Origin of the sequence: Photobacterium sp. DA100, from assembly GCF_029223585.1 — a bacterium.
Lineage (GTDB): Bacteria > Pseudomonadota > Gammaproteobacteria > Enterobacterales > Vibrionaceae > Photobacterium.
This window is the reverse complement of record NZ_CP119424.1, coordinates 769,419-788,415: the sequence shown is the minus strand read 5'-3', so window position 1 is coordinate 788,415 and position 18,997 is coordinate 769,419. Positions and strand designations below refer to the sequence as shown.

The window sequence follows — 18,997 nt, the reverse complement described above, 5'->3', positions numbered from 1 at the left end:
CATTATCGCAATGAAAAATCTGATTTTTTTAGTTACCATAACATTTTATTATAACGCTCATTTCAGCTTACAATACTATGTTTCATCTCAATAACCTATGGCCCGACGGTCTTGTTTGGCTGGCACTTGCTGGCACTGTACTTAGTCTTTTCGTTAGGCCACAGGTTTGGCCTGCGATGCTGAGCATTACAGCCTTAACAGCACTATATTTTTCCCGTATCTCTCCGCTCGCGCTCACTATCGTTGTACTTGGCCTCGCTGTCGCCAAACTAAGCCATCGCCAGAAAAGCGGATACAATATTCTGTGCCACATATTCGTTATCACATGGGCGCTCTTTCTCGCTCTGCATCTCATACCAGGCTTCGATAACCTGCTGGTCGTCGAAAAAGCGGTCACAGGTTCCGGCAGCATTCCATTTACCATGTATTTAAATTTGGACAAGCCATTGATCGTATTCGGGTTGCTTTTGCTTTCCCCGACGATGCTCAAGCATGATAGGTCAATAACCCGCCCACAAATAGTGAGCCTTGCGGTACTGTTTTTAGCCTTGCCTCTGATTGCATGGGGTACCGGGATCGTTCATCCTGAAAAATCGGTACCTGATTGGATTTGGCTGTTTATTCTCAATAACTTGATATTTACTTGCGTCGCCGAAGAGGCCTTGTTTCGTGGTTATATTCAGCACAGCTTGGCCCGACGCTTTAGCCCTAGCGTCGGGATCAGTATTGCGAGCTTACTGTTCGGTTTTGCTCACTTTTCTGGCGGTGTTTGGTTCATTGCCATCGCGACACTTGCCGGTCTGCTCTATGGCTTTACCTACCATTGGACCGGAAGACTGCTGTACGCTGTCTTGATCCATTTTGCCTTTAACTTGGTACACCTTTTGTTCTTTACCTACCCACTGGCAAATTAGAGCAAATAGCCAATATGAACCATTTCTGAATAAGCAACTCATCATTAATTCAGATCAACTTGTGTTTAATAGAACCATCAACACAAGGAGACCGAATCATGATTAAGAATACTGTTTTTGCTATTGCCACTGCCGCTATCATTCTGCCAACCGCAGCACTTGCTAGCGAACACAACAAAAATGAAATGACATTGAACTATTCTGGCCCCGTAGAAACAGTTAGCGTAGCTGATCTGCTAAGTGATACCAGCATGTTTACGGAAAAAGAGACAATTGTCGAAGGGCACCTGATCAAACAAATCAACGCCGACACGTTTATTTTCAGCGATGGAACCAAAGAGATCCAAGTTGAAATCGATGATGATATCAATATGCCTGCCGCCATTAATGCCACAACCAGACTCCGCCTGTATGGCGAATACGAAGGTGGCAATACGCCAGAAATTGAAGTGGATCGTATTCAGCTGCTATAAGGCCACAGAACACCGCACAATCCGGCATAGCCCTTGGGTTATGCCACTTTTGACTATTTGTCGTATAATAGCCCATCAAAAACAGCATAAATTCGTGATATTAGTCACAACAATAAAGGTTAGATATTTATCATTAACCTCACTCTCCATAAGTTAACCTTTCCCTGAGTCTCAACTTTACAAAGCGTCACACATCGGAGCTAAGTCTCAGGGTGCACCGTGCTATACTGCCCGCAGAAAATCAAGATGAGTCGATACATGTCAGATACTTTGTTGTTTCATAAAACTTACCGTCACCCAACCAGCAAAGATTGGGTTGTATTTGTTCATGGTGCAGGCGGCAGCTCTTCTATCTGGTTCAAGCAGATAAAGGCCTATAAGCAGCACTTCAACCTGCTCCTTCTCGATCTCAGAGGCCATGGTCGATCCAACAATATGTTCCAGGACATGATGAAAAACCCTTACACGTTCAAGTCTGTCACCACAGACATCGTGCAGGTTTTAAATCACCTCAAAATTCAATCGGCGCATTTCGTCGGCATTTCTCTGGGTACAATTATTATTCGTAACTTGGCCGAGCTCGCACCAGAAAGGGTAAAAACTATGGTGCTCGGCGGCGCGGTAACACGCCTAAACACGCGTTCACAGTTATTGGTCACCGCGGGAAATATGTGCAAACACTTCATACCTTACATGTGGTTGTACAAGTTATTTGCTTACATTGTGATGCCGCAAAAAACACAGAAAGAATCACGGCTGATGTTTGTCAATGATGCCAAGAAGCTCTGCCAGAATGAGTTTAAACGCTGGTTCAAACTCGCTGCCGACGTCAATCCAATAATGAAGTACTTCAAAGAAAAAGAGCTACCAATTCCGACACTTTATTTAATGGGTGGCAATGACTACATGTTCATCAAGCCTGTTAAAGAGATGGTCAACAAACATAAGCACAGTTATCTCACTGAATTTGAAGACTGCGGCCACGTCTGCAACGTAGAGCGCCCGGACGAGTTCAACCACCACTCAATTGAATTTATCCAGCGACATACCCTAGCCGCATAATCAGTGCGATAGCCATATTTTAAATCGATCCCAGACAGAAATGGCCAGCTTTTTAGCTGGCCATTTTTTTGTTGGGGTATTACAGCACTTAATTGGAAACGGCCAGTAGAGCTTGTGCCAAGTAACCTAGATGCTGCTCTTGCAAGCCAGCGATATTGATACGGCCATCGCCTACTGCATAGATTGCATAATCATCTCGCAATTGACCAACCTGCTCTGGTGAAAGCCCCGTCACCGAAAACATCCCTTTGTGTTGCTGAATAAAGTCGAATTGATTTGAGCCCAACGCCTGCACCTCACTCACCAAGCCAGCACGCAGCGTCAGCAAACGTTGTTGCATTTCATTAAGTTCTTGTTTCCAAATATGAGTCAGAGCGTCATCGTGCAAGATAGTCGAAACCAACGCTGCCCCGTGATCAGGCGGCATAGTATAGGTTGAACGAGCAAGGTTAAGAATTCGCCCCTTGGCTTTCTGTGCTTCCTTCAGAGTTTCACCGACCAAGATTGCCGCTCCGGTACGCTCTCGATACAAACCAAAATTCTTAGAACAAGACGTGGCAATCACCATTTCTTCGATGTTGTCAGCCATAAACTGCAAGCCAGCAGCATCTTGTTCCAAACCATCACCAAAGCCTTGATAAGCAATATCAACGAAAGGCATAAAGCCATTCTTATTGGCCAGTGCGGTTATGGCCTGCCAGTCGGCAAAAGAAATATCGGCACCAGTTGGGTTGTGGCAGCAGCCGTGCAGCAATACCACATCCTTAGGCCCAGCTTTCGCCAACTCCTGTAGCATGGCCTCGCTATTAACCTGCTTTGTCGCCGTATCAAAGTATGGATAATAACGAACTTTCAGCCCGGCGGCTTCCATCACTGGCTTGTGATTGACATAGCTAGGGTTGGAAATCCATACGGTGGTGTCAGGCTCTGCAAGGTGGATCAAGTCACCCAGCATCCGTAATGCCCCGCTAGCACCTGGCGTTTGTACCGCAGCAGCTCTTGGCTTGGCTGATGTCCCGGTTAACAAGAGATCCATCATCGATTGATTAAACTGCTCGTTTCCGGCAAGACCAACATAGGCTTTTGTTTTCTGGCTAGCTTGTACTTGCTGCTGCGCTAACTGTACCGCTTGCATAATGGGAGTTTCACCCTGGCTATTGCGGTAAACACCAATTCCAAGATCAACCTTTTCCTCTCGGGGATCGTCGCGATAAGCAATAGAAAGCGATAGGATGGGATCGAGCTGCGCTTCGGCAAGTTGCTTAAACATGATTAAAATTCCGTTTAGTTGACATTCATATCTATCAAGCTAACACTTCAACTCACTTCCGTCATCATGATTTTGCAACATTTTCATTTTGTTTAAAATTCAATAATGTGAAGCTCATCGTATCCGGTCGTTGATCTAGATTAATCCTTTTTTGACTTCTTTTGCAGTCTCTCTGTGAACGCCTAAATTTAAGGTAGGAAAACTTCGTTTTGTATACTTGTTCATGCCTGACAGAAAACCTGCATGAACATGCATCTTAGTTGCATGATGGAGGTCGAAATGAAAAACAGAGTCGATGTACGCACCCTGCTCAGTGTCTACGAGAAAATTAAGAGCCAAGGTAAAACCATTGAGTTTGGCAGCCAACTTGAAGATATTAAGTGTACTGAGTCACCTGATGGCTACAGCGTCAGCCTATCTGACGATAAAGTTACCCTCGATATCAATTTCCACAATACCTACCACTTTCATACCATGAATGAAGATCCCGAATCGGTCATCAACCAAACAACGACTGAATTCCACAATAATAACGAAGCTCAGATCCAGGAATTTGTTCACAAGCTAGAAGAAATTGACAAAAATTACTGAGCTTAACCAACCTTCGATTTAGACGCGCAATTTCGCCCCCTCTGAAATTGCGCAACTCCTTCTTCTGTCAACCTATTTCTGACAAAGGCCTGACAGTCCCATGACAGATTGCTTACTGGCGACATATATGATCTTTGTCGAAACTTTTTGCGTCAGCTAAAGAACGGGATGCTCTATTCAGATTTCATTCATGTTCGCAATCGTATGCTTTTATGGAATGCTGAGGATTTCGAAATGCCTAATCAGCAAGCTATCTTGATGGGAATGATGTTATGCAACTACAACAATTAGAGAATAATCAGGTGGATACAGTACTTCTCGCATTAGATGAGTGCTATCGTAGACTTGAAGAAGCAGAGATCTCAGCCAAAGAGCTCACCCAGGCCGGTTTTACATTGATGTTCAAATCCGCCTATCAGTCGCTTTCTGGCCGGAATCATTAAGCACTGCGCCATGAATTAAAAAAGCTCAAGTTCTTCAACTTGAGCTTTGCTACTGGTCAAAATACCAGAAACTTAGAAATCCCAATCTCGGTTCTGCAGCACGACACGATAGCCATCGATATCTTCAAAGGTCTTACCAACCTGCTCCCAGTAAGGATTACTTGACTCGACCACTGAAAAGCCCGCATCAATCATATTTCTGCAAGCTCGCTCCCAAGCCTGGCTGCAATCTACATAGAAAACCAATAGATGCTCGTGACTTGGGGCAGTCCCCGCAGCCGAGCCAACCTTGTGCACAAACTCAATATGATATGGATGCTTCTTATGCCCCAGAACGACACCATCGAAACCATCATAATCTTCAAATTGCTTCAATAAATCAAAGCCTAGTGCCTGTCGATACATAGCTGCAATTTGGGATACATTATCTGTTGGTCTGACCACTCTCAATGTGGAATCTAGCGGTATCATCTTGAAATTAAACTCCATTTAACTTGTTACCAGGCTAGTGTATTCCTCAGACAAATCTTATTCAACCGGGTTGATAGCAGCAGCATACATTCCTTGATATTGGTCACACCCTTCTACCAATTATTGAAACTAACTGTCGATTGCAAACCTGTCTTCATGCTGAAGTGGAAATTTCGAAAACACTGACTAAGTCATGCTGTAAAATAAAAGAAGTGGCCATAAGCCACTTCCTCAATAACTTCAGCATCAGATCCTTTACCGCTTCAATTCGCCCTCTGCCAACAAAGACAAGGCGTCAGCGGAATACTTCTGAAAACTAATATCCGACTGCTTGGGTGGATAGATATACTTGGTCACTTTGACAACGTACTTTGCAATTACTTCTCCTAGAGGGTTTTTCTCATCATACCAAAAAGTATCAATATCCTGTTTTTTCCCTATATCCCACTTCATATCAGTACGGATAAACTGATGCTCCGCAGGGATTTCTAATAAATCACGGTACATAACCAGACTCCATTTTTATTTCACTGAAGTCATCATTCCATAATTTATATTTGGGCTTTTCTTCACATGTCACATTTTACAAAACCGCCAGTTCCTGACTGCGTAATCTGCGACCCAGACAATTTTTCATCGTAAATATCGAACAAAAGACTGCTCAGTGGCGCAAATTATCCCGCCTTACAGTGCACCAGTTGTCGCTTGTTCGACTCGGCCCGTAATTCACATCGCGATTTATCCCACAAAAAGCCAGGTGGGAGTCGCCCTTTCTCCACCACAAAAAATACATCTTCCGCAGGTTCCGCCAATAAAGTCGGCAAAGAGGCTTGGTTTAGTTTTGCTTTTCCAACTGAGTAGAACTGCGCGGAAAAAGGTCGCTTGTCGATATAAATCAATTCACTCTTTTCTTTTTCCACCTGCTTTATCCACTGTGAAAGCAATACTTTCTCTGATTCTTTCCCGGCTAAGTTATTAGCCAGTAATATTGTGGCAACTACTAACAGCCCGGGAGTGATCAAACCGACCTTGAAGACCTTGTCAGAAAGTGGCCTTTGACCATGGTAGCCCGCGACCAGTAAGCCAAGAGCAGGCAAGCCCGGCATCACGTAACTAGGCAAAATATTACCCGCCATAGTGAAAAGCAGCATTGGGGACAGCATCCAGCACCACAGGTAACCCATATAACCCTCGGAACTTTGAACGACCTCTCCCCCCTCACGGAATAAACGGATGATCTGATAGAGCAAAACTGGCGCCCATGGCAAGGCTGCTAAAAACCAGAATACCCAGATAGTCCCTCTTATTTCGTCATGGGCTGAACCGTACAAGTCTCCTTCCCACCCACTAACGACGAAACGCTTGATATGCTCACCAACAATAAAATAGTTCAGGAAACCCGGCGTCTTCCATTCAGCCAGGATGTACCATGGCAAGGAAATAACTAGGAAGACAACTACCCCCCCTTTCCAAGGTAAGCATGAAGGGATACGGCGCCATCTTTGCTCCTGAGCCAGCCACATCACCAAGCTTATCCCCACAAGCACCAGTGTCAGCGGTCCTTTTGCCAGCATCCCGATGGCCAAGCCAACAAAGAACAGATACCCCCATAATCGACTGGCTTTTTCCCAGGCCAACCAAAAGCTGACCATACTCAAGGTCACGGCAAACGTCAGGGCAGTATCGGTCATAACAGCGCCTGATATGACAATAAATGCGGTGGTTGTAGATAAAATAGCGACAGCCAGCCATGCCTCATTCTTTGTCCGGGCTTTTACAGCGAGTAGCCAAGTGATGATCAATATGGCAATTCCAACCGCAAGATGAGGCACCCGAGCCGCGAACTCATTCACCCCCATCAGCTCAAATCCACCGGCACTCAACCAGGAAAACAACGGCGGCTTTCCCCAGAAAGGTACGTTATAGTCAAACATCGGGGTGATCCAGTTGCCTGTCTCACTCATGATTCGCGCCATTTCACCATAACGGGCTTCCGTGGTATCCATCAGCGGATAAAAACCCAAGGTCGCTAACCTGACAAGTACCGTTCCAACGGTAAGCAATATGGCATAGTGGGTCAAAGATAGCTTTGCTTGCGGGTACTGAGTCATACCTGAACTTCCTCTGGAACAACAGAAGGCACGGTCTGTTTCTCTTCCATCACAACAAACAGCGGTCTCTGCTTGGCCTCAATAAATAAGCGGCCTACATATTCCCCCATCAAGCCGATGGACAGCAGCTGTACCCCGCCAACCAGCAAAACAACAATCATCATGGATGGATAACCGGCAACGGGATCACCCCAGAGTAAGGTTTTTGCCAGAACAATCACCGCCAAAAGCATGGCGGAAAAGGAAGTAATCAGTCCCGCGCCTGTTGCAATGCGTAATGGCCGGGTACTGAATGAGGTAATCCCCTCAAATGCAAGATGCATCAGCTTGCGGTAATTCCATTTTGTTTCACCCGCCAAGCGCGGATCACGGTCGAATTGAAGCGTTATCCGCTTAAAACCCGGCCAGGCAAATAAACCCTTCATGAACCGAGTTCGTTCTGGAAGTTTGTTGATCTCATCAATAACACGACGGTTAATCAGGCGAAAGTCCCCAACGTTCTCTGGTATAGGCATATCACTGAGTCGGTTAATTAACCGATAAAAAGCCGCAGCGGTAAAACGCTTGAGCCACCCCTCTCCCTGGCGGCTGCCGCGCTGCATATCAACGACATCGTATCCAGCTTGCCACTGGGCCACCATCTCAGGGATCAACTCAGGAGGATCTTGTAAATCGGCATCAATTAACACCGCCGCTTCCCCTGTCGCCGCCTTTAATCCCGCACTCATTGCGGCCTCTTTGCCAAAATTTCGGCTAAGGCGAATTGATTTCACACTGTGGTAAGCGCTACGGAGGTGACTGGCTTTTTTCCAGCTGCTGTCAGTGCTACCGTCATCGACATAAATGATTTCGCAGTGTTTGCCTAATTCATCCAGCGCTTTGCTCACCCTATGGTGGCAACGGCTGATGACCTCCTGCTCGTTGTACATGGGAATGATGACTGTAATGAACGGGGTTTGTTGCCTAAAAAATGACTGCCGCTCCCTGTGCTGGGACAAAACCGTAATGGAAGACATCGCTCACCTCAAAATGGCATAAGAAAACTAGTGAGCACTAGGGTATTAAAAGGCATGTCAGAAAAAGGTCATTGACACTTTTTTCACTCATTGTTGTCCATGATAATGTGTTACGCAGAGGGTCATTCTACTAGGATACCGCTTCTTTCATTTTGTTTAGGTACCTTCATGAAATTACTATTGGTTGAAGATCATCAAGATATTGCTGGCGTCATTTTTGATTTCTTTGAACTAAAAGGCTACACACTTGATTATGCCAGCAATGGCCAACACGGCTTTGAGCTTGGTAGCAGCGATCATTACGACCTTATTATCCTTGATGTTATGTTACCTAAGATGGATGGCTTCCAAGTGTGTCAAAAATTACGAGAGCGTGGCATTGATACGCCGATCCTAATGCTGACGGCCCGAGATACCCGCGAAGATACCTTAGAAGGTTTTTCCCATGGGGCAGACGATTATCTGGTTAAACCGTTTGATCTGGATATTTTAGAAGCCCGTATCAAAGCACTTACCCGCCGTCGCATGGGAGAAACGGCATTGGCCCAACTGAGTTTTGGCGAAATGACTCTTGATCTAAGCTCGCATACGGTCGAGCGAGGAAACTGCAGCTTTGCCCTTAACCCAACCCTGTTTACTATCCTCAAGTTGCTAATGATCAAGGCACCTAAGGTCGTGAGCAAGCAGGAATTAATAGCGGCCTTGTGGGGCGACAATGAGCCTGAAGGTAATGTACTGAGAAGCCATATCTACCAATTACGCCACCAAATCGATAAACCCTTCAAGCGTGCATATATCAAAAATGTCCCTAAGGTGGGCTACCAATTGGTTGATGAGGATTAACTGTGAAGCAACAATTGAAAACCGTGAAGAGTGCCAAGCAGCTGACGGTAACCTATTTTTCGATCATCGCTTTTGCCATCATCACCCTGCACTTTTCCCTGCTTGATGCCACTTTGGAAGATTTTGAACAAATTAACGCCAATAATAGGCTACAGCATGCTAAAGCCGTTGCCGAAGAAGTATTGCAGGAGCAGAGCAACATCACACAATTTGCTATCCCCCCTTTTACCCATGCTTACCTGGATCCTAAGCAGCTCCCTCCGCAAGTCCGTTTCCCTGAAAATACCCCATGGGACAAAGCTTTTGAAATCAGGAGTCAAGGCGCTGATGACACCGAATACTTCGCCATGAAGACCCGTATCACCGACAACAAGACCGACAAAACCCTCTATTTGTTATTTTCAGATTACATCTACGAAATAAGCGAAGAGCAGGTCTTCCTCAATCAACTAAAGCAACTTGGCATTTCGATTCTGCTGCTTGTCGTCAGTTTTGTGGTTGTGCTCAAAGCCTCTGCAAGACTGACAAACCCGCTAACCCAGCTGGCCAATGATATTGATTCACGTAACGCCGGTGATTTATCCCCAATCGCCCCTCCATCTGGGATCAATTCCCGCGAGGTCCTGCAACTGGTCGATAGCTTTAACCTCTATGTCACCCAGATAAATGAATTGCTCAATCGTGAACGATCTTTCAACCGCTATGCCAGCCACGAATTACGTACGCCACTGATGGTCATGAAAGGTGCAACATCACTTTTGGGGCAATCGAATGCTCCTGCATTCGTTGCTAAACAACAAAAGCGCCTCGAGCAAGCCACTTCTGAAATGAACGATTTCGTTACCACCTTGCTGTCACTGACACGAGAAGAGGATATGGATAACATTTCCAGCCGTCAGCTTGACAGGAAAGAGCTCGAGGAAATAGCCAGTGCTCATACCTCATTACTCTCGGGAAAGCATGTTGACTGGTATGTCGAAGCCCCTCAGCCTATAGAAATCAAAATGCCTGAGAATGCATTTAAGATCTTACTGGGTAACCTTATTAAAAATGCCTTCGCCTTCACGGAACAAGGCCATGTCATCATTAGGATGACTCCATCGGCAATTATGGTCGAAGACACTGGCACCGGGTTGAAAAGCAACGAAACAGGACATAAAGGGTATGGCTTGGGATTATTAATTGCCGCGGATATCTGCCGGAAATATCACTGGCATCTTCACCACGAGACCAATCAGTATCAAGGTTGCACAGCGACTATCTCATTACAGCCAAACGAAAAACCCAACGGTCAGACAGAATAAAATTAACCCCCATACCAAGCACTATCCCGGGTACCATCGCCAAGTAAGGCCACCACATAGCACTATCTATAGGTATCAATGAAGTGGTGGCCTGCTCAAGACCAGTGTTCATCAACAACCAGTAGCAACCCCAGTTAGGTAAAAATCCGACACAAGATGCGCTCAAGAACTGCAACCATTGCTGAACAGAAGGGCGACTCAGCGCTTGGTCAAATGTGAAGTGCCGATTGAACCACCAGTTTGAACTCGCTGCAATCCAAAAGGCAATCGCCCTTGCCAACTCAACCGCTACAAACCTCGATAACGTGTATGTGGCAATCACATCAACCAGGAAGCCACCCGCACCAACCACGGCAAACTTTAAAAAGCGTTTATTTTTCAACGAACTCAAATCATCTAGCCCAATGACGTCATTAATCGGTTGAGGATAGCAACCGTAAAGTCAAAAAAGTGTCCAAATTCATTTTGCGCTTGCAGGAAAAGACTTTTTTTTCACTCATTGTAGGTATAATAGCGCCAGTTTATTTCTCATCGGTAACAAACGGAAAAGTATGAGCAAAGTGTTTACTTTCCTAAAAGGGATGGCAATGGGAGCGGCTGATGTCGTACCTGGCGTCTCTGGCGGAACCATCGCATTTATTACAGGCATTTACGACACACTTCTTGAAAGCATTCGCCGTGTAAACCCAAGCTTGATCGGCATTTGGCGTAAAGAGGGGTTCAAAGCTGCCTTTGAGCATATTAACGGCACCTTCCTGATCTTGTTGCTGTCGGGGATCCTGACCAGCATCTTTACCCTGGCCCGTTTTATAACTTGGATGCTCCACACCCATCCGATACCTCTATGGTCATTCTTCTTTGGGCTGATCATTATTTCGGTGATCCATATGTTCAAGCAGATCAGCCAGTGGGGCTTAACGCGCCTGCTCTCGGTTACCGCCGGAGCGGCTTTTGCCTATGGTATTACCGTTTTGCACCCACTAACATTGGAGCCGACCTACTTCAACATCCTACTGGCCGGTTCTATCGCCATTTGTGCCATGATTTTACCGGGAATATCAGGTAGCTTTATCCTGCTGCTACTTGGTATGTACGCACCAATTCTTGGTGCGGCAAAATCACTGGATATTGTTACATTGGGCTTGTTTGCCTGTGGCTGTGCCATTGGTCTTCTGACTTTCTCCCATGTTCTATCGTGGGTATTGCGGAACTACCGTGATATCGCGCTGACTTTCCTGACTGGTTTGATGATTGGTACCTTGAGCAAAATTTGGCCATGGAAAGAGACATTAACTTGGCGCACCAACTCCAGCGGTGAACAAATTCCTCTACTTGAACAAAACCTATCGCCTTTCAGCTTTGAGCATGTGACAGGACAACCGGCCCTGCTTGGCTATGCCATCGTTGCAATGCTGCTGGGAATCGGCTTAGTCTGGGGGCTGGAAAAAATCGCAGACAAATAGCGACAGAAAAGCCGCCAAAAAAATGGCGGCTTTTTATCATTTTTATCTTATCTCGGAAGAGCTTTCTTAGTAGTACTGGAACATCTTCTGAACGTCTTGGTAGTTCTGAGTTTGCGTCAGAGAAAGCATTAGTAGAATACGGGCTTTCTGCGGGTTCAGAGAGCCTGCAGCCACAAATCCATATTTGTCATCGTCAACCTCTGCATCCAAGGTTGTTGAACCAGAAGGCGTGCGTGAACTACGTACTACCATAGTGCCGTCTTTGCTTGCCTTAGCCAGCTCATCAAAAATGGTGTGGTACATATTACCGTTACCTACCCCAGCACTGACGATACCGTCATAGTTTGCTTCCATCATGGCTTTCACCGGCAGTGCCGATGCATTGGCGTAGTTATACACAATGCCGACTTTCGGTAAGCTATCAACTTTTGAAATATCAAATACGGTTTCTGTTGTGTGCTTGCGCTCCGGACTACGCTGATACTTCACATCGCCATTATGAATGTAACCCAATGCACCTGTATTTGGTGACTGGAATGTGTTGACTGATGTGGTATTGGTTTTGGTCACATCGCGAGCATCGAACACAGTATCATTCATTGCAACTAATACGCCGCGGCCAGCCGATTCAGTATCCGTAGCCGTTACCACTGCGTTGTACAAGTTCACCGGCCCATCAGCACTCATCGCCGTAGAAGGTCGCATTGCCCCTACAAGCACCACCGGCTTTTCACTTTTGACTGTCAGATCTAGGAAGTAGGCAGTCTCTTCCATAGTGTCGGTACCGTGGGTGATCACAATACCGTCAACATCATCTTTCGCCAGCAGTTCGTTAACACGTTTCGCTAGTGTCAGCCATACCTCATCATTCATGTCTTGTGAACCGATGCTGACAACTTGCTCACCAGAGATGTCTGCTAGCTTGGTCATCTCAGGGACTGCATCAATCAGCGCATCGACCCCAACCTTACCTGATGTGTAGTTTGACTCGGTGCTGGATTGGCCTGCCCCCGCAATGGTACCGCCCGTTGCCAATATCTTGATATTAGGCAAATCGCCGGCAAAGCTCATTGAGCTCAAACACATACCAGCTAAGAACATACCTACTGAAACAGCATTCTTCTTCATTTTCATTACCTTGTAGTTTTTTATTTCATCATAAACCTTATGAATAAGATACTATTCCAAATAGATAATACTTTTGTGGTATACATCACCTTTTATAATATTAAAAAAGTGATCCCAATTACACATTGCGCGACTAAGCTCAATCCATTAACTGATTTTCTAAACCTTACAAACAGTTGCCAACATACCATCACATGATTAACACCAACACCAGCCAAAGGCGAACCCACCCATTACCCTCCTCACAAAATTCAACATCTGTTCGAAATCATTAACCAAGCCAGTGATATAATTCACAAATACTTGTAATAGAGGCAGATGATACAGCCAGTGGTACGAACAAAACGTTATAGATATGTTTTCTTTGCCCTAGCGGCTTTTTCAAGCAGCTACGGCTTCTTTCATTATGTGGCTCCTGCTCTTTCTGCTTATTGGGTGACTTTTTCAACAGGACAAGAAGCAGCCATGTCAGCGCAATACTGTTCATTGGATAAAGAGGGCTGTGAAATAGAAGGTCGGCGCATTCAACTAGACCGAGACATCATCAAGCCAATGAAACCCGCTAAAATCCAAGTGAGTTGGCCCTCCTTACCTATGAGTACCGAAACGGTCGAGCTGACTTTAGAAGGAAGAGAGATGATGATGGGGGTTTATCGTCTATCTTTACACCGTCAATCAGATACTTATGAGTTTTCAGGAGAGTTGATGCTACCATTTTGCGTATCAGACGAGATGACTTGGCTTGGCCAAATTACCCCAGCAACCAGTAGTTCACAGCAACCAGTTTATTTTTCTGTAAGGATGATTAAGTGAAGTATCAATGGATAATACTTGCATTAGCCCTGACAGCAGGGCTTATTACCAGCACCATTGTTGATCGACAAGCACCTGCACCTCAAACTGGTGCCCCTATCAACTTGCTCAAGAGCGGAAAAGAAAGTGTTGACTTGTATGACCCTGATGACCAGCGTATTCGGGTCATCTATTTCGGTTATACCCACTGCCCCGATGTTTGCCCGACCTCCTTGGCCGTTCTGTCAGCGGCCCTCAAGCAAATTGACAATCAGCAAATTGATAAGCTGTGGCCAATTTTTATTACCTTGGATCCTGAGCGCGACACACCTGAGAAAAGTGCCCAATATGCACAGTACTTCCATAAAAAAATTATAGGTATGACAGGAAGTGCCGATCAGACTAAAGCGTTGGCAGAAAAATATGGCGTATTATACATGCGTACGGAGCTGGAAGGGTCAGCATTAGAATATGCGGTTGATCACAGCTCATACTTTTATTTTCTTCGCGCTGATGGCACATTGGTTGAAAAAGTACAACATACCTTGAACCCGAATATTTTGGTCGACGCCATCAACCGCGTTCTCGCCGAGGAAGACGTCCCGGTGTAATTTTCCAATACCGCATAAATAAACCCGCTCAGGCGGGTTTTCTCATCTTTGAGAGAAAAAAAACAGCCTCTTTCTTCACTTTCAGCAGCAATTTGCGCAACTTCTGCCATAATGAACTTGCCGACTGAAACTTTTAACACTCAGTCTGTAGTGGCAAACAAAGGAGAAGAAAGAAAAATGAACCGTTCATTATCTATCCTTACCGGTATTATTCTGAGTGCAACACTTATTGGTTGTTCTAGCTCAGATGAAGTTGACCAAATGCAGCAACTAACCAATAAAGTTGATATGCTCTCTGATCAGGTAGGCGCACTACAAAGCCAGCAAGATCAAATGGCTGGTGCAGTTAACGATGCTCGTGCAGCATCAGATGCTGCGTACCAAGAAGCAATGCGAGCTAACCAGCGTATTGACAATATTGCTAGTTCCTATAGTAAATAAAGCTGAAGAGTGGCGCTTCTTGCGCCACTCTTTTATTTATTCAAGCCCCAATCACTTCCAAGAAACTATACCCTTTGCCTCTTACTGTTTTTATATGTTGCTTTGGCAACCCTGATTGAACTATTTTGCGACGAATGTTGCTTATATGCATGTCAAGATTGCGGTCAAATGGACTCAATTCTTTCTTAAGTACGGCTTTTTGTAATTCAGCCTTAGAAACAACAATACCGTTATGGCGAACAAGATACTCCAACAAATCACTTTCTGTATCAGTTAAAGGTATTCGCCTTAGTTGCTCAGTAATCTCAACTTCTGCGGTGCAATTACTGCTTCTCTGCTTTTCTAATCCAACCCGACGCATTGTGGCTTTAATTCTAGCCAGCAATTCAGGTACTTTAAATGGCTTCGCCATATAATGATCAGCACCAGCTTGTAGGCCATCCAGTAATGATGCTTCGTCACCTAATGCCGTTAACATAATTATTGGTGTCGCAAAACGCTGGCATATCCTGCGCGCGAGTTGCATGCCATCAATATACGGAAGCATAACATCGAGAAGAACGAGATCAACCGGCAGCTGCTCTAAATAAGCAAGGCCAGTTTTGCCACAATGAGCACAGTGGACTTCATACCCTTCGTCTTCAAGAACTTCCTGAAGCAGTTCACAAAGAACAATATCATCATCTACAACGAGAATTTTAGACACAAAAATCCACACTAATCAAAATCATTATCATTCAATCAGCATTATCATATCTATATGCAACTCAATCAAGAAGATTGTGGCACTCGCAGCAAATGCGCGCAGCCATAACGTCCATCAGCCTGATATTTAGCAGAGGGAAGCAAAATTGAGCTACGTCAAAAACCTTTATTTTTCATTAAGTTTTTAGATTATTTTCATGAAACTAAGGCTTGACTTTACTGAAGCCAGCATGGCTATTAGCCCCCAACCATTTCCCACAGAGTTACTCACAAGTTTTGTGGATAATAAAGTTATCCACAGCCTAGTTCTTAATATTCCTCCCACGCCACCACCTTAAGTTCCCTCCCCTGAAACCGGCTCAAAACCACAAAACAAACAACCAAAAATAACCACTACGACACAAAAGCACCACATAGGCGCCATTTTTACAACCAAAAGCATAGAAAAAGGAGTATTCATCTTTAGCCCCGGACCAGAAAGAGCAAAAAACACGAAAAGAAATCGTTTTCATATCACCACCTTTAAACATAATCGACATAATCACGAAGTAGGATATAGATTCCTTATCTATATACACCTATGGCAATTTAAAACTCGCACAATCACCATAAAAACGTTTTCTTTTTTTTACAGACAACCATACCAATAAAGATAAACAGCTGAATTACAATAACATTATTTGGGACTGAACAATAAAAGCAAAAATATCAACAAAACCCATTTGACAGCAGTTTTTTATTCACTAAAATACGCGCCGTTTAACTATAAATCAGTACAATTATTTTAAGACGTTTGAGGTGTTTCAATGGCAGGCGACAACAACTACAGTCTTGGCCCTGTGCCAAAATCGGCACGTAAAGGGGTGGTTTCACTTACCATGGTAATGCTGGGTTTAACCTTCTTTTCAGCGAGTATGTGGACAGGAGGAACCCTAGGAACCGGACTCTCCTTTGATGACTTCTTCCTCGCTGTTCTTATTGGTAACCTCATCCTCGGTATCTACACTTCTTTCCTCGGCTACATCGGCGCCTCATCTGGCCTCTCTACTCATCTTCTTGCTCGATTCTCTTTTGGTTCTAAAGGCTCATGGCTCCCATCTTTGCTGCTTGGCGGTACACAGGTCGGTTGGTTTGGCGTTGGTGTCGCCATGTTCGCGATTCCGGTTCAAAAAGCCACTGGCATTGATACCAATATCCTGATTTTAGTTTCTGGCTTGCTGATGACGGCCACAGTATATTTTGGGATCTCCGCTTTGATGGTTTTATCCGCGATAGCAGTACCTGCCATCGCATTGCTGGGCGGATACTCGGTTCTTGAGGCGGTAGGCAGTACAGGAGGAGTCGACGGACTCAAGGCCATTACTCCTGAAAACCCAATCGAATTCTCAACGGCCCTTGCACTCGTTGTCGGCTCATTCGTTTCGGCAGGTACATTAACAGCCGACTTTGTCCGCTTCGGCAAAAAACCTATGGGTGCCGTCATGGTCACCATGATTGCCTTCTTTATCGGTAACTCGCTAATGTTCATCTTTGGCGCGGCGGGTGCTGCTGCAACCGGTCAGTCCGATATTTCTGAAGTAATGATTGCGCAAGGGTTGTTAATTCCCGCTATCATTGTTCTTGGCCTGAATATTTGGACTACCAATGACAATGCCCTTTACGCTTCTGGCCTAGGCTTCTCAAACGTGACGGGGTTGCCAAGCAAGTATCTTTCGATGGCAAACGGTTTAATCGGTACACTATGTGCGCTATGGCTGTACAATAACTTCGTAGGCTGGTTAACCTTCTTATCGGCGGCGATTCCTCCAATTGGCGGCATTATCATTGCAGATTTCTTGAAAAACCGTCATCGTTACAAAGATTTCGCAAATGCCGAATTCAAAACAGTTAACTGGGCCGCAATTATTGGTGTTGCGGTTGGTGTTGCTGCCGGTCACTTCTTGCCTGGCGTCGTACCAATCAATGCGGTACTAGGTGGCGCTATCAGTTACCTTATTCTTAACCCGGTGCTAAATCGCGAACCCACAGCCTGTGCAAGTAACGCGTAAGGACAACTAAGATGCAAACCTCAAATATGCTAATAAAAAACGTCACTATCAAAGGCAAGGATGGCCTGCATCAGATTCTGATTAATGAAGGTAAATTCCACTCAATCAAGCCAGTTGAGGAGCAAATTGACTTTTCAGGCACTGTTATTGATGGTGAAGGCGGTATGGCGGTACCACCTTTCTGTGAACCTCATATTCACCTTGACACCACTCAAACTGCCGGGGAGCCTAACTGGAATATTTCAGGAACTCTGTTCGAAGGAATTGAGCGCTGGGCCGAGCGTAAGTCGATGCTCTCCATCGAAGATGTGAAGGCGCGCGCCAAACAGACCCTGAAATGGCAAATCGCCAATGGTGTTCAGCATGTCCGTACCCATGTCGATGTATCAGACCCAACTCTAATCGCCCTAAAAGCGATGCTGGAAGTTCGAGAAGAGATGAAAGAATGGGTAGATATCCAAATCGTGGCATTTCCACAAGAAGGTATCCTATCCTACCCTAACGGCAAAGAGCTTCTGGAAGAGGCAGTCAAACTGGGTGCCGATGTCATTGGCGCAATACCACACTTCGAATTTACCCGTGAGTACGGTATAGAGTCGCTTCATTATGTATTCGAGCTGGCACGCAAATATGATCGCCTCATCGACGTTCACTGCGATGAAATCGATGATGAGCAATCACGCTTCGTGGAAACTCTGGCGGCACTTGCCCATAAATTTGAAATGGGTGACAAAGTCACTGCTAGCCACACGACGGCGATGCACTCATACAACGGTGCTTATGCCTCACGCCTGTTCCGTCTGCTGAAGATGTCGGGGATCAGCTTCGTAGCTAACCCATTGGTGAACATCCACCTACAGGGCCGTTTTGATGACTATCCTAAGCGGCGCGGTGTCACCCGTGTAAAAGAGATGCTGGCATCTGAAATCAACGTCTGTTTTGGGCATGATGATGTTTTTGATCCATGGTACCCACTTGGTACAGCCAATATGATGCAAGTTCTGCACATGGGGCTGCATGTATGCCAAGTAATGGGCTACGATCAAATCAATCAATCTCTGGACCTGATTAGCACAAATTCTGCTCACACCCTGAACATCCAAAACCGTTACGGTATCGAACTGGGTAAGCCGGGTAATCTGCTTATCCTTCCAGCTGAAAGTGGTTTTGATGCAGTACGACGTCAAGTCCCTGTCCGCTACTCAGTACGTGGCGGCAAGGTGATTGCAGAAACCCAACCCGCCGTCACACATATCCAGTTAGCAGAAGGGAAAGAGCCAGTAACATTCTGCCGCTAACGAAATCAGCCAC

Annotated in this window: 21 protein-coding genes; 13 read left to right on the top strand and 8 right to left on the bottom strand. The window is 45.4% G+C overall.

Going from position 1 to position 18,997, the window contains the following annotated elements; genetic code table 11:
- Positions 1-176 precede the first annotated feature (176 nt).
- The 3 genes from PTW35_RS21270 to PTW35_RS21260 all read left to right on the top strand — a co-directional run bounded on the left by PTW35_RS21270 (position 177) and on the right by PTW35_RS21260 (position 2,449).
- Complete coding sequence (locus PTW35_RS21270) at positions 177-914, top strand: type II CAAX endopeptidase family protein (RefSeq protein ID WP_281028866.1); 738 nt, start codon at positions 177-179, stop codon at positions 912-914.
- A 101-nt stretch (positions 915-1,015) separates the two neighbouring features.
- Positions 1,016-1,387 (top strand): NirD/YgiW/YdeI family stress tolerance protein, encoded by a 372-nt coding sequence (locus PTW35_RS21265; protein WP_044621920.1) that lies wholly within the window; start codon positions 1,016-1,018, stop codon positions 1,385-1,387.
- 258 nt (positions 1,388-1,645) lie between these two features.
- Positions 1,646-2,449 (top strand): alpha/beta hydrolase, encoded by an 804-nt coding sequence (locus PTW35_RS21260; RefSeq protein ID WP_281028865.1) that lies wholly within the window; start codon positions 1,646-1,648, stop codon positions 2,447-2,449.
- Between the two features lie 88 nt (positions 2,450-2,537).
- On the opposite strand, the gene PTW35_RS21255 is transcribed toward PTW35_RS21260, so the two are convergent.
- Complete coding sequence (locus tag PTW35_RS21255) at positions 2,538-3,719, bottom strand: amino acid aminotransferase (RefSeq protein ID WP_281028864.1); 1,182 nt, start codon at positions 3,717-3,719, stop codon at positions 2,538-2,540.
- A 279-nt stretch (positions 3,720-3,998) separates the two neighbouring features.
- On the opposite strand from PTW35_RS21255, the gene PTW35_RS21250 reads away from it, so the two are divergent.
- Both PTW35_RS21250 and PTW35_RS21245 read left to right on the top strand, forming a co-directional pair.
- Entirely contained in the window at positions 3,999-4,310 is a 312-nt protein-coding gene (locus tag PTW35_RS21250) for a DUF3081 family protein (protein ID WP_039460922.1), read from the top strand.
- 272 nt (positions 4,311-4,582) lie between these two features.
- Positions 4,583-4,753: a hypothetical protein gene (locus tag PTW35_RS21245; protein WP_162845547.1), complete on the top strand. Its 171-nt coding sequence runs from the start codon at positions 4,583-4,585 to the stop codon at positions 4,751-4,753.
- Positions 4,754-4,825: 72 nt separating this feature from the next.
- Here PTW35_RS21245 and PTW35_RS21240 read toward each other — a convergent pair whose 3' ends face one another.
- The 4 genes from PTW35_RS21240 to PTW35_RS21225 form a co-directional block, all read right to left on the bottom strand.
- Positions 4,826-5,224: a VOC family protein gene (locus PTW35_RS21240; protein WP_281029118.1), complete on the bottom strand. Its 399-nt coding sequence runs from the start codon at positions 5,222-5,224 to the stop codon at positions 4,826-4,828.
- A 255-nt stretch (positions 5,225-5,479) separates the two neighbouring features.
- Positions 5,480-5,731: a hypothetical protein gene (locus PTW35_RS21235; RefSeq protein WP_281028863.1), complete on the bottom strand. Its 252-nt coding sequence runs from the start codon at positions 5,729-5,731 to the stop codon at positions 5,480-5,482.
- Positions 5,732-5,898: 167 nt separating this feature from the next.
- Positions 5,899-7,335, bottom strand: a complete 1,437-nt coding sequence (locus tag PTW35_RS21230) for a glycosyltransferase family 39 protein (protein ID WP_281028862.1) — start codon at positions 7,333-7,335, stop codon at positions 5,899-5,901.
- The gene (locus tag PTW35_RS21225; protein WP_281028861.1) at positions 7,332-8,351 is read right to left on the bottom strand and encodes a glycosyltransferase family 2 protein; all 1,020 of its coding nucleotides are present in this window, start codon (positions 8,349-8,351) and stop codon (positions 7,332-7,334) included. Before PTW35_RS21225 ends, PTW35_RS21230 begins: the two co-directional genes overlap by 4 nt.
- Before the next feature lie 168 nt (positions 8,352-8,519).
- Between PTW35_RS21225 and PTW35_RS21220 the strand changes: the two genes are divergently transcribed.
- Both PTW35_RS21220 and PTW35_RS21215 read left to right on the top strand, forming a co-directional pair.
- On the top strand, positions 8,520-9,194 hold the full coding sequence (locus PTW35_RS21220) for a response regulator transcription factor (RefSeq protein WP_281028860.1): 675 nt from the start codon (positions 8,520-8,522) through the stop codon (positions 9,192-9,194).
- Between the two features lie 2 nt (positions 9,195-9,196).
- The gene (locus tag PTW35_RS21215) at positions 9,197-10,498 is read left to right on the top strand and encodes a HAMP domain-containing sensor histidine kinase (protein WP_281028859.1); all 1,302 of its coding nucleotides are present in this window, start codon (positions 9,197-9,199) and stop codon (positions 10,496-10,498) included.
- On the opposite strand, the gene PTW35_RS21210 is transcribed toward PTW35_RS21215, so the two are convergent.
- Entirely contained in the window at positions 10,452-10,820 is a 369-nt protein-coding gene (locus PTW35_RS21210; RefSeq protein ID WP_281029117.1) for a GtrA family protein, read from the bottom strand. The two genes, PTW35_RS21215 and PTW35_RS21210, sit on opposite strands and share 47 nt — an antisense overlap.
- A gap of 229 nt (positions 10,821-11,049) precedes the next feature.
- On the opposite strand from PTW35_RS21210, the gene PTW35_RS21205 reads away from it, so the two are divergent.
- On the top strand, positions 11,050-11,961 hold the full coding sequence (locus tag PTW35_RS21205; protein ID WP_281028858.1) for a DUF368 domain-containing protein: 912 nt from the start codon (positions 11,050-11,052) through the stop codon (positions 11,959-11,961).
- A gap of 66 nt (positions 11,962-12,027) precedes the next feature.
- On the opposite strand, the gene ansB is transcribed toward PTW35_RS21205, so the two are convergent.
- Positions 12,028-13,089 (bottom strand): L-asparaginase 2, encoded by a 1,062-nt coding sequence (ansB, locus tag PTW35_RS21200; protein ID WP_281028857.1) that lies wholly within the window; start codon positions 13,087-13,089, stop codon positions 12,028-12,030.
- Between the two features lie 318 nt (positions 13,090-13,407).
- On the opposite strand from ansB, the gene PTW35_RS21195 reads away from it, so the two are divergent.
- The 3 genes from PTW35_RS21195 (at position 13,408) to PTW35_RS21185 (ending at position 14,933) form a co-directional block, all read left to right on the top strand.
- Entirely contained in the window at positions 13,408-13,902 is a 495-nt protein-coding gene (locus PTW35_RS21195; RefSeq protein WP_281028856.1) for a hypothetical protein, read from the top strand.
- On the top strand, positions 13,899-14,492 hold the full coding sequence (locus PTW35_RS21190) for an SCO family protein (protein ID WP_281028855.1): 594 nt from the start codon (positions 13,899-13,901) through the stop codon (positions 14,490-14,492). The genes PTW35_RS21195 and PTW35_RS21190 overlap by 4 nt, the downstream gene beginning before the upstream one ends.
- Positions 14,493-14,669: 177 nt before the next feature.
- On the top strand, positions 14,670-14,933 hold the full coding sequence (locus tag PTW35_RS21185) for an Lpp/OprI family alanine-zipper lipoprotein (protein WP_036821101.1): 264 nt from the start codon (positions 14,670-14,672) through the stop codon (positions 14,931-14,933).
- Positions 14,934-14,973: 40 nt separating this feature from the next.
- Here PTW35_RS21185 and PTW35_RS21180 read toward each other — a convergent pair whose 3' ends face one another.
- Complete coding sequence (locus tag PTW35_RS21180) at positions 14,974-15,639, bottom strand: response regulator transcription factor (RefSeq protein ID WP_281028853.1); 666 nt, start codon at positions 15,637-15,639, stop codon at positions 14,974-14,976.
- A gap of 805 nt (positions 15,640-16,444) precedes the next feature.
- Here PTW35_RS21180 and codB point away from each other — a divergent pair.
- Both codB and PTW35_RS21170 read left to right on the top strand, forming a co-directional pair.
- Positions 16,445-17,686 carry a cytosine permease gene (gene codB / locus PTW35_RS21175; RefSeq protein WP_281028852.1) on the top strand — a complete coding sequence of 414 codons (1,242 nt, stop codon included), beginning with the start codon at positions 16,445-16,447 and terminating at the stop codon, positions 17,684-17,686.
- 11 nt (positions 17,687-17,697) lie between these two features.
- Complete coding sequence (locus PTW35_RS21170; RefSeq protein ID WP_281028851.1) at positions 17,698-18,984, top strand: cytosine deaminase; 1,287 nt, start codon at positions 17,698-17,700, stop codon at positions 18,982-18,984.
- Positions 18,985-18,997: the final 13 nt, after the last annotated feature.

Coding starts and splice junctions, on each gene's coding strand:
- PTW35_RS21270 (WP_281028866.1), top strand. CDS start 177: ATGCTGAGCATTACAGCCTTAACAGCACTATATTTTTCCCGTATCTCT.
- PTW35_RS21260 (WP_281028865.1), top strand. CDS start 1,646: ATGTCAGATACTTTGTTGTTTCATAAAACTTACCGTCACCCAACCAGC.
- PTW35_RS21255 (WP_281028864.1), bottom strand. CDS start 3,719: ATGTTTAAGCAACTTGCCGAAGCGCAGCTCGATCCCATCCTATCGCTT.
- PTW35_RS21250 (WP_039460922.1), top strand. CDS start 3,999: ATGAAAAACAGAGTCGATGTACGCACCCTGCTCAGTGTCTACGAGAAA.
- PTW35_RS21245 (WP_162845547.1), top strand. CDS start 4,583: ATGCAACTACAACAATTAGAGAATAATCAGGTGGATACAGTACTTCTC.
- PTW35_RS21240 (WP_281029118.1), bottom strand. CDS start 5,224: ATGATACCGCTAGATTCCACATTGAGAGTGGTCAGACCAACAGATAAT.
- PTW35_RS21235 (WP_281028863.1), bottom strand. CDS start 5,731: ATGTACCGTGATTTATTAGAAATCCCTGCGGAGCATCAGTTTATCCGT.
- PTW35_RS21230 (WP_281028862.1), bottom strand. CDS start 7,335: ATGACTCAGTACCCGCAAGCAAAGCTATCTTTGACCCACTATGCCATA.
- PTW35_RS21225 (WP_281028861.1), bottom strand. CDS start 8,351: ATGTCTTCCATTACGGTTTTGTCCCAGCACAGGGAGCGGCAGTCATTT.
- PTW35_RS21220 (WP_281028860.1), top strand. CDS start 8,520: ATGAAATTACTATTGGTTGAAGATCATCAAGATATTGCTGGCGTCATT.
- PTW35_RS21205 (WP_281028858.1), top strand. CDS start 11,050: ATGAGCAAAGTGTTTACTTTCCTAAAAGGGATGGCAATGGGAGCGGCT.
- ansB (WP_281028857.1), bottom strand. CDS start 13,089: ATGAAGAAGAATGCTGTTTCAGTAGGTATGTTCTTAGCTGGTATGTGT.
- PTW35_RS21195 (WP_281028856.1), top strand. CDS start 13,408: ATGATACAGCCAGTGGTACGAACAAAACGTTATAGATATGTTTTCTTT.
- PTW35_RS21185 (WP_036821101.1), top strand. CDS start 14,670: ATGAACCGTTCATTATCTATCCTTACCGGTATTATTCTGAGTGCAACA.
- codB (WP_281028852.1), top strand. CDS start 16,445: ATGGCAGGCGACAACAACTACAGTCTTGGCCCTGTGCCAAAATCGGCA.
- PTW35_RS21170 (WP_281028851.1), top strand. CDS start 17,698: ATGCAAACCTCAAATATGCTAATAAAAAACGTCACTATCAAAGGCAAG.